This window comes from Glutamicibacter sp. TV12E (assembly GCF_052441935.1).
Classification (GTDB): domain Bacteria; phylum Actinomycetota; class Actinomycetes; order Actinomycetales; family Micrococcaceae; genus Glutamicibacter.
In genome coordinates, this window is sequence record NZ_JBQVVF010000001.1 from 2,397,603 (window position 1) to 2,412,490 (window position 14,888).

Below are 14,888 nucleotides of genomic sequence, written 5' to 3' on the forward strand. Positions count from 1 at the left end.
ACTGCAGAAACAACTCATCCCTTGCAGCGAGGACCTGACGGAACCCGGTGCAAGGGATGAATCGTATTAACTTTGCCTAGATATCGACGTGGGTCGGATCCAGGACGCGGCGCAGGAAGTCCTGGGTCCTTGGCTGCTGCGGATTGCCAATGACGTCCGCTGCCTTGCCTTCTTCCACCACGACGCCGCCGTCCATGAAGAACACTCTGTCCGCCACTTCCTTGGCGAATGCCATCTCGTGGGTTACCACGAGCATGGTCATGCCGGCCTTGGCCAGATTCTTCATGATGGCCAGTACCTCGCCGACGGTCTCAGGATCCAACGCGCTGGTGGGCTCGTCGAAGAGCATCAGGGTTGGTTCCATGGACAGAGCACGGGCGATGGCCACACGCTGCTGCTGGCCGCCAGACAGCTGATCAGGGTAGCGATCTCCGAAATCGCCTAGTCCCACTCGCTTCAAGTGTCCCAGCGCGACTTTCTCAGCGTCGGCCTTCTTGCGCTTGAGCACCTTGATCGGGGAAACCGTGCAGTTTTCCAGCACCGTCAGGTGCGGGAAGAGGTTGAACTGCTGGAAGACCATGCCCACTTGCTGGCGCATCCTATCCAGGTTCACCTCCGGGTCGGTGACCGCAAAGCCGCCGACCGTGATGGTTCCGCCATTGGGCTTTTCCAGCAGGTTCACGCAGCGCAGCAGGGTGGACTTGCCTGAGCCCGAGGGGCCGATGAGGCATACTACCTCGCCGGCCTTGACGTTCAGATCGATGCCTTTGAGCACCTCGTTATCGCCGTAGGATTTGCGCAGTCCGGTGATCTCCACGCCTGCGGCATGAACCGAAAGTTGATTAGTGTCAGTTGACATTCTCAAGTCCTAACTATCGCTTGGTCTTCGCCGCGCGGGATTCGAATTTGCGGGCTACCAGGCTCAGCGGGATGGTGATCACCAGGTAGAACAGGCCAGCCACGACCAGCGGGGTGAGGCCTGCATCCAGCTGGGAAATGCCATCGCGGCCGAATTTGGTCATCTCGTACTGGGCGGCGGCCGCGCCGAGGATAAAGGCTAAGGATGTGTCCTTGGTCAGCAAGATGATTTCATTGGTCATCGGCGGCAGGACGATCTTGAAAGCCTGCGGGATGACAATGGTGACCATGGCGCGCCATGCTGGCATGCCCAGGGAACGAGCAGCTTCCGTTTGCCCCTTGGGAACGGCCTGCAAACCGGCGCGCAGGGTTTCAGCGATGTAGGCCGCGGAAACCAGTCCCAAGGCGAACATCACATTCACCGGCTGCGGCCACGTTGTTCCAAAAGCTTGAGGCAAGCCAAAGCCGAATGCCAAGAGCACCAGGATTGCGGGGATGCCTCGGAAGAATTCGATGAATGCGGTGGCAAACCACCGGTAGGGTGCGAAGGACGCCATTTTCATCAGGGCCAGGAGCAGACCCAGCACCAGGCCGAAAGCAAAAGAAATGATGGTGTAGAAGATCGTATTCTTCAGGCCGACCAGAATCATGCCGGGGAACATCGGGCCGAGCTTATCGAAGGAGAAGAAAGCGTAGGACGCTTTTTCCCAGTCAACGATTGCCACCAGGACGATGATGATGGCAAAGAAGAGCACAATCTGAATGATTTTGCTTGTGCGGGCGCGCTGACTAGTAGTCATTGCCATTGGTTTTGTACCTCTCGTAAAGGTAGCGGGGGTTCGGGCTGCAACTATGCCCAGCGGCATGCATTGCGTCGCGAACCCCCGCCCGGTAGATCAATCCGTGTTCAGCGGAGAATTACTTTTCGCCGAACCACTTCACGGTCAGTTCTTCCATGGTGCCTGCATCGGTCAAGCGCTTGAGCGTTCCATTGACCAATTCCAGGGTGTCTGCCTTGTCCTTCGGAACGGCAACACCGAGCTGCTCTCCAGTCTTGAAATTGGCGACCGCCTTGTAATCAGGCTTGTCCTTTACCGCGTAGCCAAGAACCGACTGGTTGCCCAATACGGCATCAACCTGGTTTGCCAGCAGCGCCTGGGTCTGCAATCCGGCATCCTCATAGCCGACGATGTTATTCAGCCCTTGCTCCTTGCCGTACTTTTCACCAGTGGTAGCCTGCTGGACGCCAACCTTCTTGTCCTTGGCGGTTTCCAAATCGGTGATGCCCGAGCCGTTCTTGGCGATCAAGACCAGATCGTCATCCATGTAAGGGGTGGAGAAGTCCATCTTCTCCTTGCGAGCGTCTGTGATGGAGATCGAGGATATGGCGATGTCGCATTGGGTGCTGAACAGGCCGGATTCGATGGAGTCGAAGCTGGCGTCGATGACATTGAGTTCCAGCTTGGCGTCCTTGGCGATTTCCGCCGCGACATCCATGTCGAAGCCGACGTTTTTGCCGTCCTTGACGAATTCAAATGGCTCGTAGGGGATATCCGAGCAAATGGTCAGCTTGCCCTCATTGATTGGGAAAGATGCGCCTTCGGACTCCGAGCTGGAGCCGCTATCGGAGCCGCAGGCGGTCATGGCTAGAAGTGCTACGGAGCTGAGCGCGATGGCGGCTGCAAATTTTTTGTTGGGGCTACGCATAGGATCAAAACCTACTTTCGGGTCATTGCGAGTGGATCACTGCGATGCCCCAATCATAACCGCGACAACACCAGCATGAGACGCACTTCACACAACTACCATCGAGAGTAAGGAGAACTTATGCTTCGGAAAATCGGAAAAATCGTCCGCTCTGGCCACGTTGGCAGTTGAGCTATTCGGCTCCCAGAGCCTGGCGCATAGGGCGCATTTTCGCCCACGACTCGGCCAACTCATCTTCCGGAACCGAGCCGGGAACGATGCCGCAGCCGGCGTACAGGCGCATGAGCTTCTCGTCCTCCAGGATTCCGCCGCGCAAGGCGATGCCGAATTCCCCATCGCCACGGCTGTCAACCCAGCCCACGGGACCGGCATAGGGTCCGCGATCCATGCCTTCCAATTCACGCAGGAGCACCCCGGCCTTTTTCGTCGGGGTTCCGCACACCGCCGCGGTTGGATGGAAGATTTCGGCAACATCCAGGGCCGACGGCAACGCGCCGGTAGTATCCGCGCGCAATTGGGCCCGCACATCACTGGCCAAATGCCACACATTGGGCAACTGCAAAATGAATGGCTCTTCCGGTGCGCTCATGCCGTGCGAAATGGGATTCAGCGAATGGGTCAACGAGTCAATGGCCAGCTGATGCTCATTGCGCTGCTTCGGGTCCTCGAAAAGGCGGTGCTGGGCAAAGCCCGGGTCATCGGCCCCGGCCGCTGCGCGGTCCAGGGTTCCGGCCAATACGCGCGCCTCGGCCAAGCCATCGGTGACCCGCACCAGCATCTCGGGAGTTGCGCCGACCAAGCCGTCGACGCTGTAGGTCCAGCAATTGCCGTAGCGCTCGGTCAAGGCATGGACGACCTTGGACAGATCGATTGGCGTGCTGCTGTGGGCCAGCACGTCCCGGGCCAGCACCAGCTTCGAAATGCCGCGCTCGTCAAAATGCCGCAGAGCCTTTTTGACGGCCTCGACGTAGGAGCCGGCGGTCAACTGCCCGTTGGTCAGCTTGATGCTGCCGGCGGTTGCCTCGGGAATTGCGGCATCGGCCATCAGGGCCGATGCGCGAGCCAAGGCCTGTTCGTAGGTGACGCCATCGAGTTCCTCGGCAGTGCCGGTGAGCGTGATCCATGCGGTCTGCTCATCGCGGCCAATGACCAGCTGGGGAATGATCATGCGGGATTCGAAAACGCTGGTGAAGGAGAACGCGAAGGAGCCGAAACTGACCAGGCCGGTGCCCGGGCGATTCAGCGGGTCGATGATCCGGGCGTTCTCGATGATCTGCGCAAACCATGCCCGGGCCCGTGCGAAGCGTTCTTCGCCATGGGTATGCAATCGGGCAGCGGTGCCAAAACCGACCAGGCCATGCCCATTGCGGGTCCAAACCAGGCTTCGGTGACGCAATGAGTCGCCAAGCAGCGTTTGCGGAGCATCGACATATTCAAAGGTGATGCTGGTGAGACTAGGAGCCGACAGCTGATGGGCGCTGGCGCTGAGAACGGACGAATCTGCAGACATGATAAGGCTAAGCCTACCGCGCGATGCCGGGGAGAATGCCGTGCAGGTGTCCCCAGTCACGACTGTGAGTTATGGCGGGTCTGGTGATAACTGCTGGCCTGAGCCGGTAAACTCTAGAACGAACTGCTAGGTCGCTGGCCAGCATGCACGTGCGCGTTGCACCGTGCCAGCATCCAGTGGTGGACAGCATCGGCTAGAGTGAAGAGATGTTTGTCTGCATCTTGCAGGCGCCAAAGTCTTCGCATACCGCGATGGCCACCCCGATGAAAGATAAGTAAGCCGTAGAACAGTGACTGATTCGAAGAGCAACTGGACCGCAGCCGGACATGAAGTGTCGGACTCGATTGAGCTGAATCCTGAAACCGCTGCATTAGCTGCGGTTATTAATCTTCCCTCGGGCTTTGCGATGCTTGCCGAGGACCCGGACTTTGGGCCGGCGATTTCCATCGGCATGGCCAAGGTCGAGAAGCTGCTGCGCGATGCGCTGGCCAATTCCGACCCGTTGATCGATGCCTCCAGCCGGCACCTGGTCGAAGCCGGCGGCAAGCGGGTGCGCCCGCTCTTGGTATTGCTCACCTCCCTTCTTGGCCACGGCGTGACCGATGAAGTGATCAAGGCCGCAGCTGTTGTGGAACTGACCCACCTGGCAACCCTGTACCACGACGACGTGATGGACTCCGCTCCGCTGCGCCGCGGTGCTCCCACTGCCCACGAGGTTTGGGGCAACTCCGTTGCCATTCTGGCTGGGGACCTCATCTTCGCCCGGGCTTCGGTCTTCGGCGCCGACCTTGGTCCTGAAGCGGTGATGTGGCAATCGCGCACCTTCGAGCGCCTGTGCCTGGGCCAGCTGCACGAATCAATCGGGCCGCGTGAAGGCGACGACGAGATCGAGCACCACCTGCAGGTCATCAGCGACAAGACCGCTTCGCTGCTTTCCACCTCCGGAGCCTTTGGCGCGCGCTTTGGCGGAGCGCCGGAATTCATCGAGGTACTGCGCGAGTACGGTGAAAAGGTGGGCGTTGCCTTCCAGGTAGCTGACGACGTCATTGACCTGGCCTCCGAGAAGGCCGACTCGGGCAAGACCCCGGGCACTGATTTGCGTGAAGGCGTCCCGACCTTGCCGATCCTGCTTCTGCGCCAGGCCGCCGCAGCCGGTGATGAGCAAGCCGCTCAGGCCGTGGCCCTGGTGGATGCCGACCTTTCCACGGATGAGGCGCTGGCCAAGGCCGTTGAAGCCGTTCGCGCGCACTCGGTACTGCACGATGCGTGGCAAGCCGCACGCCAGTGGGCCGATGACGCGATCCAATCGCTGGCGCCGCTGCCGGAAGGCACCGTGAAGCAGGCATTGATCTCCTTCGCCGATGCCGTGGTGACCCGCGACGCCTGAGAAGGATTCGAAAGACTGAAAACACCGCAGCGCATGAAGTTCCCGGTCTTCATGCGCTGCGGTGTTTAACCAGCCGAATCATTTCATCAACGGATTACTTCCGAAGCTTGAAGCGGTTCAGGGTGATCCGGGGAAAAGAGCGCCTGGCGCAGCTGCTGCGCCTTCAACGCCCGTTCCTCTACCGATACCCGATGGCGCAACTGCTGATACAGCTGGTCATCGTGATAGCGGGGAAATACGTGCTGGTGGTAATGCCAGACATGCTGGTTTCCCGCGGGCTCATTATGCTGCCGGGTGCTGGTGCCTTCCGGATCCCACGCCAGCTTCATGGCCAATGCCACGCGCTTGGTTTCCTTCATGATAGCCGCGCCGGTGGCATCATCGAGGTCGTAGAGCGCTTCCAGATGCCGGGTGGGAATGATCATGGCGTGCCCGCCATAGTTTCCGAACCCATCACAGGCCATAATCGCCGCCACCAAGCCGGTCTGATAGATCAGATCGGTAGGCGCGCAAAGATTGTCCTGGCTGAACGGCAGATCCTGCACCAGTTCGCAGAAAGGGCACTGGTACTCGGCCGGCTGATGGGAACGGTGGAGCACTAGTCCTCCAGTTCGGCTGCCAATTCGTCAAAGACCCATGCGAACATGTCCAGCGTGAACTCGCTGAACGTGCCTTCTTCGCTGGTCCATGTGCCCTTGGCGTTGTTGCGGCGGTAAACGATGGGATCGGGAACATCCAGCTGCGTGGCCTTGAAGGCCCAGACGAACTTTTCTTCTTCGTCTTCCAGGAACAACAGGTGGCCGTCTTCGATTTCCAATTCTTCGGGGTCGAAGAAATAGTGGTAGGCCTCCATGAAATCTTCATTGTTGCCCAGCGCCAGGTAGAACTCCTCGAGCACGAAGGGAATGGATACCTTGGACTGTGCTAGGGCATCACGCAGTTCTTCACTGTTGAGCCCGTCGGCTTCATTCCACTGGTCATCCAAATATTTGGGAACCAAGGAACGGAACTTCTCTAGAAACATGTCAGCCATGTGTTAATCCTATTCGAGATTAGCCAAGCTCAAGTGCGCTCAACGCGATCCATAGCTGGACTCGGTCGCTTGTCACATTCGGGTCGTAGCCCGAGAGCTCCGAAATCTGCTGCATGCGGTAGCGCACGGTATTGCGGTGCAGGCCCAGCGCTTCGGCTACGGCGCCTACCGAGCCATCGCGGTTCAGGTACTCGCGCAGCGTCAGCAGCAGATCTGAATCATGGGTTGAATCAAAGTCCTGCAACGGCCCGAGTGCTTCTGCAGCAAGGTCTTGCAGCGGCACATCCCTGGCGGCCAGGAGCAGGGAAGTGAGCGAGAGCTTGGTGGGGACGTTGATCCGCTCGCCGTGGCGCAGGGATTCGAGCGCCTCGAAATAGCTCCAGCGGATACCGGTGGTATTCGAGTAGCGGCCACCATATCCAACCCGGGCCGAGATCCCGGCGGCCTGAAGATACTCATCGAGATGCTTGATGGACAGCTGGACCTTGCTGTGCGCAACGATCACCGCCAAACGGCCTTCCATCATCGCTGAAACCTGGGAGGAAAGATCCGCGGGCAGGGGCAAGGTCTGCAAGCGCTCGGCCTGGGTGGAGGCCTGCACCAGGATGACCGAGTGCTCGCGCTGCGGATTCAGGCCCAAGGCGCCAAGGCGCCCGGCGGCGTCGGCCCCGACCAGGGTGCCGGCAGCCAAGTCGGCGAGCACCTGGCCATTGGCCTGGCGCTGCGAGGCGCGCAGCCGCGATTTGTTGGCCATCTCCAAGCCGATCAGGGACTGCGCATAATCCACGACCGGATCATGCACATAGGGTTCTGCCAGATGCAGGATGCATTTATCACGCAAGCCCGTGGCCACCGGCAATTCGTGCCAGCTGCGTTCGGGATCATAATCACCGCTGATCACCTCGCCGTGAAGACTCAACGCCACGTCCGTCCCGAGCATGCGGGCCAGCTCATCGAGCATGCTATCGAGGTCGGAGGAGAGCAGTGAACGAGCCAGCTTCTGATGCGATTTGAGCAAATTCTCCACCCGCTTGAGATGCTCGGCATTCATGGCTTCAGCGATGAGCCGGGTAATGGCGGCGAAGGGGACCTGGTAGGGGACCTCGAAGACAGGCAGCCCGACTTCGCGGGCCGCGACGATCGTGGCTTCAGGCACGGAGGCATGTTCCAAGCCGGTGCCGAATCCCAGGGCCACCGCATCATTGGCGGCAAGAACGCGCACGAATTCCCGCTGCGCGGCTTTGGTTTTCTGGCGCACCCCGGTGGTCAAGACGATTTCGCGGCCGGTGAGGAATTTAGACGGGTCCAGCAGCTCGGTGATGGCTGACCAGGTGATGACCATGTCGTCGCGATGGGTATGTTCGGTCATCGGGCGGAGATCGAGCTCGTCATGCTCCAGGAGTCCGCGTAAACTAATTGCCATGGAGCCATTCTAGTTGGCCTGCGGAAGGTTCCCATTTCAGCAAATTGCTCAAATAATGGACACGCGTTACCGAAAATTGACCAGAATGTGAACTTTTTGCAGTAGCTTAGACACATGAGCTCTCCATCTTCAAAACAGGGCGCTCCACTCGCATCCGAAAAGCGTGAGACTTTCAGTTCACGAAAGCTCTTCATTCTTTCTGCGGTTGGTTCGGCCGTTGGACTGGGAAATATTTGGCGTTTCCCGTACGTCGCCTACGAGAACGGCGGCGGTGCATTCCTGATCCCGTACCTCGTAGCTATCCTCTGCGCAGGTATTCCGCTGCTGTTCCTCGACTACTCGATCGGCCACCGCTACCGCGGCTCGGCTCCGCTGGCCTACCGGCGGGCCAACCGGAAAACCGAAATGCTCGGCTGGTGGCAGGTGCTGATCTGCTTCATTATCGCCATCTACTACGCAGCCATCATCGCCTGGGCCGCCATGTATTGCTGGTTCTCCATCACCAAGGCTTGGGACAAGAACCCTGAGGGAGCTTCCGGCTTCTTCATGCAGGACTTCCTGAAAGTCTCGGACAACGTCAATGTCTCCTTTGACTTCGTCGGCAATATTTTCACCCCAATGCTGATCGTGTGGCTTGTAGCCATCGTGATCATGGTGGCCGGCGTGAATAAGGGTATTTCCCGAGCCAACGCAATCTTCATGCCACTGCTCATTGTCATGTTCGCAATCCTCGTAGTGCAGTCCGTGTTCCTTCCTGGCGCAATTGACGGCCTGAACGCGTTCTTCACCCCGGACTTCGAAGCGCTGCAGAATCCTGCGGTCTGGGCTGCGGCCTTTGGCCACATCTTCTTCTCGCTGTCCGTGGCCTTCGGCATCATGGTGACCTACTCGTCCTACATGAAGCGCAAGAGCGATTTGACCGGTTCAGGCTACGTCGTGGCTTTCGCCAACTCCAGTTTTGAACTGCTAGCCGGTATCGGCGTCTTCGCTGCCCTGGGCTTCATGGCTCACAACGCCGGCTCCAGCGTTGACGAGGTGGCCACCAGCGGCATCGGCCTGGCCTTCATCGCCTTCCCGACCATCGTCTCGCAGGCGCCGCTGGGTGGGCTGATTGGCGTGCTGTTCTTCGGCTCCCTGGTCTTCGCTGGCCTGACCTCCCTGATCTCGATTCTCGAAGTGATCGTGGCGGCGTTCCAGGACAAGCTGGGTTGGAAGCGCACTCCGGCCACCTTGGTCGTTGTTGTCCCGGTGGCGATTATTTCGCTGATCTTGTTCCCGACCACCACAGGCCTGTACCTGCTGGATACCATGGACGCCTTCGTGAACCAGTTCGGCATCCTGGCCTGCGCACTGGTGCTAGTTATAGTCTTCGGGGCAGGCCTTGGCATGCTGCCAAAGCTGGCCAAGCACATGAACCGCCACAGCTCCATCAAGCTGGGCACCGGATGGAAGGTCCTGGTTGGCGGCATTGGTCCAGCGGCCCTGGGGTACATGCTGATCAATGAAGTGCAATCCAAGATCAATGAGTCGTATTCCGGATACCCGCTGTGGTTCAACGGAATCTTCGGCTGGGGCATGGCCGGACTGCTGATTGTTGGCGCCGTGGTGCTCTCCTTGATTCCATGGAGCAAGAACTCGAAGGCCAATGACCCGGAGTTCAAGGAGCATCAGCAGAACGTTGAAGCCGAAGAACTTCCCGAACCAGCCGGAAAGGAATACTAGCCATGACCGGCATAGCCATTGTCTTCATGATCATTTCCATGCTGACCATCTGGGGCGGCCTCGCCGTCGCATTGATCAACCTTTCGCGTCACCCTGAGAAGGACAATGACGACGTTATTGAAACTGCTGGAACTACGGGCAGTAACAGCCTGTAGGGACATCAAGCAACAACCGATACCTCCTTGCGCCGAGCCCCGCTTGGCGCGAGGAGGTATTTTTCTGTGCAGATGCACTACTGATCCCAGAGGCATTTGTGCCAAGTCTGGTAGTGGCAACGGGCCGCGAAGAATATTCTTCTTGTAAGAACACGTCGAGCCACGCGCTCGTAAAACCATAGTGAGAGGACAAGCAGGTGGACGTTAGCTACCGCATTGAACAGAAGCGCAAGATCAACGGGCCATTCCCCGGCCCCAAGTCGGAAGAACTCGCCGCACGCCGCGCCAAGGCAGTTGCTGCCGGTGTAGCTTCCAGCCTGCCAGTCTACGCAGCAGATGTTGACGGCGGCATCATCGTCGATGTCGACGGCAACCAGCTGATCGACCTTGGCTCGGGCATTGCTGTGACCACCGTTGGCGCTTCCAACCCAGCCGTGGCCAAGGCTGTCGCCGAGCAGGCACAGCACTTCACCCACACCTGCTTCATGGTTGCCCCATACGAGAACTACGTCGCCCTGGCCGAGAAGCTGGCCGCGATCACCCCCGGTGATTTCGAGAAGCGCGCGGTCTTCTTCAACTCCGGCTCCGAAGCGGTTGAGAACGCCATCAAGGTAGCTCGCATCGCCACCGGCCGCCAGGCAGTTGTCGCTTTCGACCACGCCTACCACGGCCGCACCAACCTCACCATGGGCCTGACTGCCAAGGCAGCACCATACAAGCGCGGCTTCGGTCCACTGGCACCGGAGATCTACCGCATGCCAATGAGCTACCCATTCCGCGAAGAGAATCCGAACATCTCCGGCAAGGAAGCTGCTGAGCGCGCCATCCTGGCCATGGAGAAGCAGATCGGTGGCGACCAGATCGCTGCGATCATCATCGAGCCAATCCAGGGCGAGGGCGGCTTCATCGTCCCTGCCACCGGCTTCCTGCCACGCGTTGCCGAGTGGGCCAAGGAAAACGGCATCGTCTTCATCGCCGATGAAGTCCAGGCCGGCTTCGCCCGCTCGGGTGCATGGTTCGCTTCGGACATCGAGCAGATCGAACCAGATATCATCACCGTTGCCAAGGGCATTGCCGGCGGCATGCCGCTGTCGGGCATCGTCGGCCGTGCCGACCTGCTGGACTCGGTCCACGGCGGAGGCCTGGGCGGCACCTACGGTGGCAACCCGGTAGCCGTAGCCGCAGCTCTTGAGACCATCAAGTTCATGGAAGAGCAGGACCTGCCAGCTCGTGCCCGCGAAATCGAAGAGAAGTTCTTCGCCCGCTTCACCGCTTTGCAGTCCGCGTTCCCAGCCATCGGTGAAGTTCGTGGCCGCGGTGCCATGATCGCCCTTGAATTCGTCAAGGCTGGCGGCAAGGAGCCAGACGCCGATCTGACCAAGGCTATTGCTGCCGAGTGCCTGGCCCAGGGTGTTGTCATCCTGACCTGCGGCACCTACGGCAACGTTGTTCGCCTGCTGCCACCGCTGGTCATCGGCGATGAGCTGCTCAACGACGCACTTGACGTGCTGGAGTCGGCAATCCGCAAGCTGGCTTCCTAGTCCCTGGGTTCCGGGCACAATAAATAATGCTCCGGTTTCTCCCGCATCTGCGGGAGAAACCGGAGCATTATTTGTTAACCGCCCCAGTGCTTGCGGCAGCTAGCCGATCTTCTTGGGTTCTGGCAGGCGCCCTGCCTTGGGAGCACGAAGCATATCGACCAGGACGAAGATCACCGCAATCCACACCAGGACGAAGCCCATCCAGCGTTCGAAGGGCATGTGTTCTCCGAAGACCAGGACACCAAGAATGAACTGGAGCAGGGGAGCGATGAACTGCAGGGAACCCACCGTGCTCAACGGCAGGCGGCGGGCAGCACCGCCAAAAAGCAGGAGCGGGACAGCAGTGATGATTCCGCTTGAGGCCAGCAGCAGGATTCCGGCCCAGTTGCTGTTCAGCAGGGTCGATCCGGAAGTCTGGGACAGCCAGATCACGTAGATGATGGCCAACGGGGTCAGCCACAGGGTTTCGATGGTCAGCGCGCCAAGAGCGCTGCCCTTGGAGCCCACCTTGTTCTTGACCAGTCCATAGAAGCCGAAGGAGAACGCAAGACCCAGGGAAATCCATGGCACCCGTCCCAAGCCCACGGTCAGGACAATCACGGCGACGGTGGCCAGGGCAACCGCGGCCCACTGCAGCGGGCGCAGCTTCTCCTTGAGCACCAGCACGCCAAGCAGGATCGCGACAATCGGGTTGATGAAGTAGCCCAGTGATGCTTCAAGCACGTGTCCGGTCAATACCGCCAACGCGTAGAGCACCCAGTTGGCGGCGATCAAGATGCTGGCCAAAGCCAGCTGGCCCATGGTTTTGGTATCGCGGAACATCGCTGCAAACTGGCGGATCTGCGACGTGGCCGCGAGCAGTATGAAGCAGAAGACCAATGAAAAGAGAACTCGTACTGCGACGAACTCAACGGCAGAGATTTGCGGAAGCAACAGGAAGTAAGCCGGCAGCAAGCCCCAAATGAGGTAGGCAGATGTGCCTTGGATCAGACCATAGCTGTGTTCAGAACGGACGGGAGCGGTGGTGCTTGATGACATTCAGGATGTACGCTTTCGAGCTAATGTGATTCAGGAGCAGTCGGAGTGCGGCGACAAAAAATTGCACCTTGCAACTAATAAACTACAACGCCGCAGGCACAGTAATATTCCCCGCTGAGCGAAACCTGGGTTTCGAAGCCTGTGCGGTGCCTCACACGATGGGGCGGAAGTGGCAATTGCTGGAACTGACCGTGCCATCTATCCGTTGACTAGACTAGGAAGTACCATCTTGGTCTTTGTCATTTAGGGGAGTGCGTCAAGTTGCATGGACATAACAACGGACTGAAAACAGCATTGCTGCTTGGCGGAATGTTCGCCCTGCTCTTGGCTATCGGTTCGCTCATTTCTGCCGGAACCGGCCGGTCGATGTTCATTTGGGTTTTCGCGCTGATCGGCCTGGGAACCACCGCTTATGGCTACTGGAATAGCGACAAGCTCGCTTTGCGCTCCATGCACGCCTACCCGGTGAGCGAAGCCGAGAATCCGATGATGTACCGCATTGTGCGGGAGCTGTCGATGAACGCCCAGCAGCCAATGCCTCGCTTGTACATTTCGCCAACTTCCTCGCCCAACGCCTTTGCCACCGGTCGCAATCCGCAGAACGCCGCGGTGTGCTGCACCGAGGGCATTTTGCAATTGCTCAACGAACGCGAATTGCGCGGGGTGCTGGGCCATGAGCTGATGCACGTGTATAACCGCGACATCCTCACCTCTTCGGTAGCCGCCGCCGTCGCGGGTGTCATCACCTCCATCGCCCAGTTCCTGATGTTCTTCGGCGGAGGCGGAAGCAACGAGAACCGCAACGTCAATCCAATTGCGCTGATTGCCTTGTCCCTGCTGGCTCCATTGGCCGCTTCCATCATCCAGATGGCCGTGAGCCGCACCCGTGAGTACGATGCAGACGAGGATGGCGCCAAGCTGACCAATGATCCGCTGGCCCTTGCCAGCGCGTTGCGCAAACTCGAATCGGGCATTTCCCAGGCGCCATTGGCTGCCGGCGACCAGAAGCTGGTTAACAGCTCCCACCTGATGATCGCTAATCCCTTCGGTTCGCGCCTGAAGCAGATGTTCTCCACGCACCCGCCAATGGATCAGCGCATTGCCCGTCTCGAGGCCATGGCTGGCGGACGCGGGTACTAGGAGCCCTTAAAGCAACATTGGAGGCGGCTTCCCACTTCGGTGGGAAGCCGCCTCCAATGTTGTTGGCACACAGGGTGCCGGTGCTGTTCCTAGCGGAAGTTCACGAACTGCAAGTCTGCTTCATCGAAGTCGCGCAGCAGGGCCATGGTGGCCTGCAGGTCATCGCGGGACTTGGAGGAGACGCGCAGCTCATCGCCCTGGATGGTGGACTTGACGCCCTTGGGAGCTTCATCGCGGATCAACTTGTTGATCTTCTTGGCGACATCCTGTGCGATGCCTTCCTTGATGCTGGCCTCGATGCGGTATTCCTTGCCGGATGCGTAAGGCTCTCCAGCGTCCAAGGACTTCAGCGAGATGCCGCGCTTGACCAGCTTGGTCTGGAAAACGTCGAGGACCGCATTGACGCGCTCTTCCGAGTTGGCCTTCATCAAGATCTTCTCGCCACTGAAATCAACCTCGGCGCCGACGCCCTTGAAGTCGTAGCGCTGGACAATTTCCTTCTGGGCCTGGTTCATCGCGTTAGCGACTTCCTGGCTGTCTACCTTGCTGACGACGTCGAATGTGGAATCACTAGCCATGTGAATGCTCCTAGCTATAACGGGTCTTATTCGCTACATAGCCTACCGGTTTTATGCCTTGAAATCGGGCTGTGATCAGGCTTACAGGGAAAATAGCCCCCTCGATTTCACTTCGTCGAAAATCTCCTGTAGAGTTATTTCTCGTTCCGACAAGAGCAAATGTTCTTGAAAGAGCAATCTCGGCAGATTACCCGAGTGGCCAAAGGGGGCTGACTGTAAATCAGCTGGCAACGCCTTCACTGGTTCGAATCCAGTATCTGCCACAAATAACTCCCGGATCCTTGATCCGGGAGTTTTTTGCTTCCCCGATAAAGTTTCATTGTGATCCGGATCTATTCCCGCTCTCAATGAAGATCACCTTTCTACGTATTTCATCTGAAATTCGGCTACCGTATAGGCATGGCAACTAGAAATGTAAGCGAAGATGACTTCGCGAAGTTGATTGAAGACAACGACATCGTCCTCGTGGACTTCTGGGCTGATTGGTGTGGACCGTGCAAGCAGTTCGCTCCGGTTTATGATCAGACCTCGGAAAAGTTCACTGATGTTGTTTTTGCCAAGGTGGATACCGAAGCCGAGCAGGGACTGGCACGTGCAGCCAACGTGACCTCGATTCCTACCATCATGGCGTTCCGCGAGCAGGTTCTCGTTTTCTCGCAGGCCGGTGCGTTGAACCAGCCGCAGCTTGAAGATTTGGTGACCGCGGTCAAGGGCATTGATATGAGTGAAGTACACAAGCAGATCGCCGAGGAAGCCGCCCAGGCCAACTCCTAAGACTGTTTGAGGGCTTCGGGCC

Annotated in this window: 15 protein-coding genes and 1 tRNA gene; 7 read left to right on the plus strand and 9 right to left on the minus strand. The window is 58.7% G+C overall.

The features are described 5' to 3' along the window. Positions 1–76: 76 nt before the first annotated feature. The 4 genes from ACT7DV_RS11210 to ACT7DV_RS11225 form a co-directional block, all read right to left on the minus strand. The gene (locus tag ACT7DV_RS11210) at positions 77–859 is read right to left on the minus strand and encodes an amino acid ABC transporter ATP-binding protein (RefSeq protein ID WP_444662616.1); all 783 of its coding nucleotides are present in this window, start codon (positions 857–859) and stop codon (positions 77–79) included. A 13-nt stretch (positions 860–872) separates the two neighbouring features. Beyond that, a complete protein-coding gene (locus ACT7DV_RS11215; RefSeq protein ID WP_444662617.1) occupies positions 873–1,664 on the minus strand; it encodes an amino acid ABC transporter permease in 792 nt (263 codons plus the stop codon). A gap of 112 nt (positions 1,665–1,776) precedes the next feature. After that, complete coding sequence (locus tag ACT7DV_RS11220) at positions 1,777–2,565, minus strand: ABC transporter substrate-binding protein (RefSeq protein ID WP_444662619.1); 789 nt, start codon at positions 2,563–2,565, stop codon at positions 1,777–1,779. Between the two features lie 172 nt (positions 2,566–2,737). Continuing rightward, entirely contained in the window at positions 2,738–4,075 is a 1,338-nt protein-coding gene (locus tag ACT7DV_RS11225; protein ID WP_444662621.1) for an isochorismate synthase, read from the minus strand. A gap of 289 nt (positions 4,076–4,364) precedes the next feature. On the opposite strand from ACT7DV_RS11225, the gene ACT7DV_RS11230 reads away from it, so the two are divergent. Then, positions 4,365–5,462, plus strand: a complete 1,098-nt coding sequence (locus tag ACT7DV_RS11230; RefSeq protein WP_444662623.1) for a polyprenyl synthetase family protein — start codon at positions 4,365–4,367, stop codon at positions 5,460–5,462. Positions 5,463–5,548: 86 nt separating this feature from the next. Here the strand turns inward: ACT7DV_RS11230 and ACT7DV_RS11235 are convergent, their stop codons facing one another. The 3 genes from ACT7DV_RS11235 to ACT7DV_RS11245 are packed head-to-tail and all read right to left on the minus strand — an operon-like array spanning position 5,549 to position 7,918. After that, a complete protein-coding gene (locus ACT7DV_RS11235; RefSeq protein ID WP_444662625.1) occupies positions 5,549–6,061 on the minus strand; it encodes an HIT family protein in 513 nt (170 codons plus the stop codon). Continuing rightward, the gene (locus tag ACT7DV_RS11240; protein ID WP_444662627.1) at positions 6,061–6,495 is read right to left on the minus strand and encodes a hypothetical protein; all 435 of its coding nucleotides are present in this window, start codon (positions 6,493–6,495) and stop codon (positions 6,061–6,063) included. The genes ACT7DV_RS11235 and ACT7DV_RS11240 overlap by 1 nt, the downstream gene beginning before the upstream one ends. Before the next feature lie 19 nt (positions 6,496–6,514). Next, complete coding sequence (locus tag ACT7DV_RS11245; protein ID WP_444662628.1) at positions 6,515–7,918, minus strand: PucR family transcriptional regulator; 1,404 nt, start codon at positions 7,916–7,918, stop codon at positions 6,515–6,517. Positions 7,919–8,032: 114 nt separating this feature from the next. On the opposite strand from ACT7DV_RS11245, the gene ACT7DV_RS11250 reads away from it, so the two are divergent. The 3 genes from ACT7DV_RS11250 (at position 8,033) to gabT (ending at position 11,336) form a co-directional block, all read left to right on the plus strand. Next, positions 8,033–9,640 carry a sodium-dependent transporter gene (locus ACT7DV_RS11250; RefSeq protein WP_444662630.1) on the plus strand — a complete coding sequence of 536 codons (1,608 nt, stop codon included), beginning with the start codon at positions 8,033–8,035 and terminating at the stop codon, positions 9,638–9,640. A gap of 2 nt (positions 9,641–9,642) precedes the next feature. Next, a complete protein-coding gene (locus ACT7DV_RS11255; protein WP_444662632.1) occupies positions 9,643–9,795 on the plus strand; it encodes a methionine/alanine import family NSS transporter small subunit in 153 nt (50 codons plus the stop codon). Between the two features lie 197 nt (positions 9,796–9,992). Next, positions 9,993–11,336, plus strand: coding sequence for a 4-aminobutyrate--2-oxoglutarate transaminase (gabT, locus tag ACT7DV_RS11260; protein ID WP_060702288.1), 1,344 nt, complete (start codon positions 9,993–9,995; stop codon positions 11,334–11,336). A 99-nt stretch (positions 11,337–11,435) separates the two neighbouring features. Here the strand turns inward: gabT and rarD are convergent, their stop codons facing one another. Beyond that, positions 11,436–12,374 carry an EamA family transporter RarD gene (rarD, locus tag ACT7DV_RS11265; protein ID WP_444662634.1) on the minus strand — a complete coding sequence of 313 codons (939 nt, stop codon included), beginning with the start codon at positions 12,372–12,374 and terminating at the stop codon, positions 11,436–11,438. Positions 12,375–12,635: 261 nt separating this feature from the next. Here rarD and htpX point away from each other — a divergent pair, with 261 nt between their 5' ends. Next, on the plus strand, positions 12,636–13,514 hold the full coding sequence (gene htpX / locus ACT7DV_RS11270; RefSeq protein WP_060702286.1) for a zinc metalloprotease HtpX: 879 nt from the start codon (positions 12,636–12,638) through the stop codon (positions 13,512–13,514). A gap of 89 nt (positions 13,515–13,603) precedes the next feature. Here the strand turns inward: htpX and ACT7DV_RS11275 are convergent, their stop codons facing one another. Next, positions 13,604–14,092, minus strand: a complete 489-nt coding sequence (locus ACT7DV_RS11275; protein ID WP_444662636.1) for a YajQ family cyclic di-GMP-binding protein — start codon at positions 14,090–14,092, stop codon at positions 13,604–13,606. Positions 14,093–14,273: 181 nt separating this feature from the next. Here ACT7DV_RS11275 and ACT7DV_RS11280 point away from each other — a divergent pair. Continuing rightward, a tRNA-Tyr gene (locus tag ACT7DV_RS11280) sits at positions 14,274–14,355 on the plus strand. Between the two features lie 136 nt (positions 14,356–14,491). Continuing rightward, a complete protein-coding gene (gene trxA, locus ACT7DV_RS11285) occupies positions 14,492–14,866 on the plus strand; it encodes a thioredoxin (RefSeq protein ID WP_060702270.1) in 375 nt (124 codons plus the stop codon). Positions 14,867–14,888 lie beyond the last annotated feature (22 nt).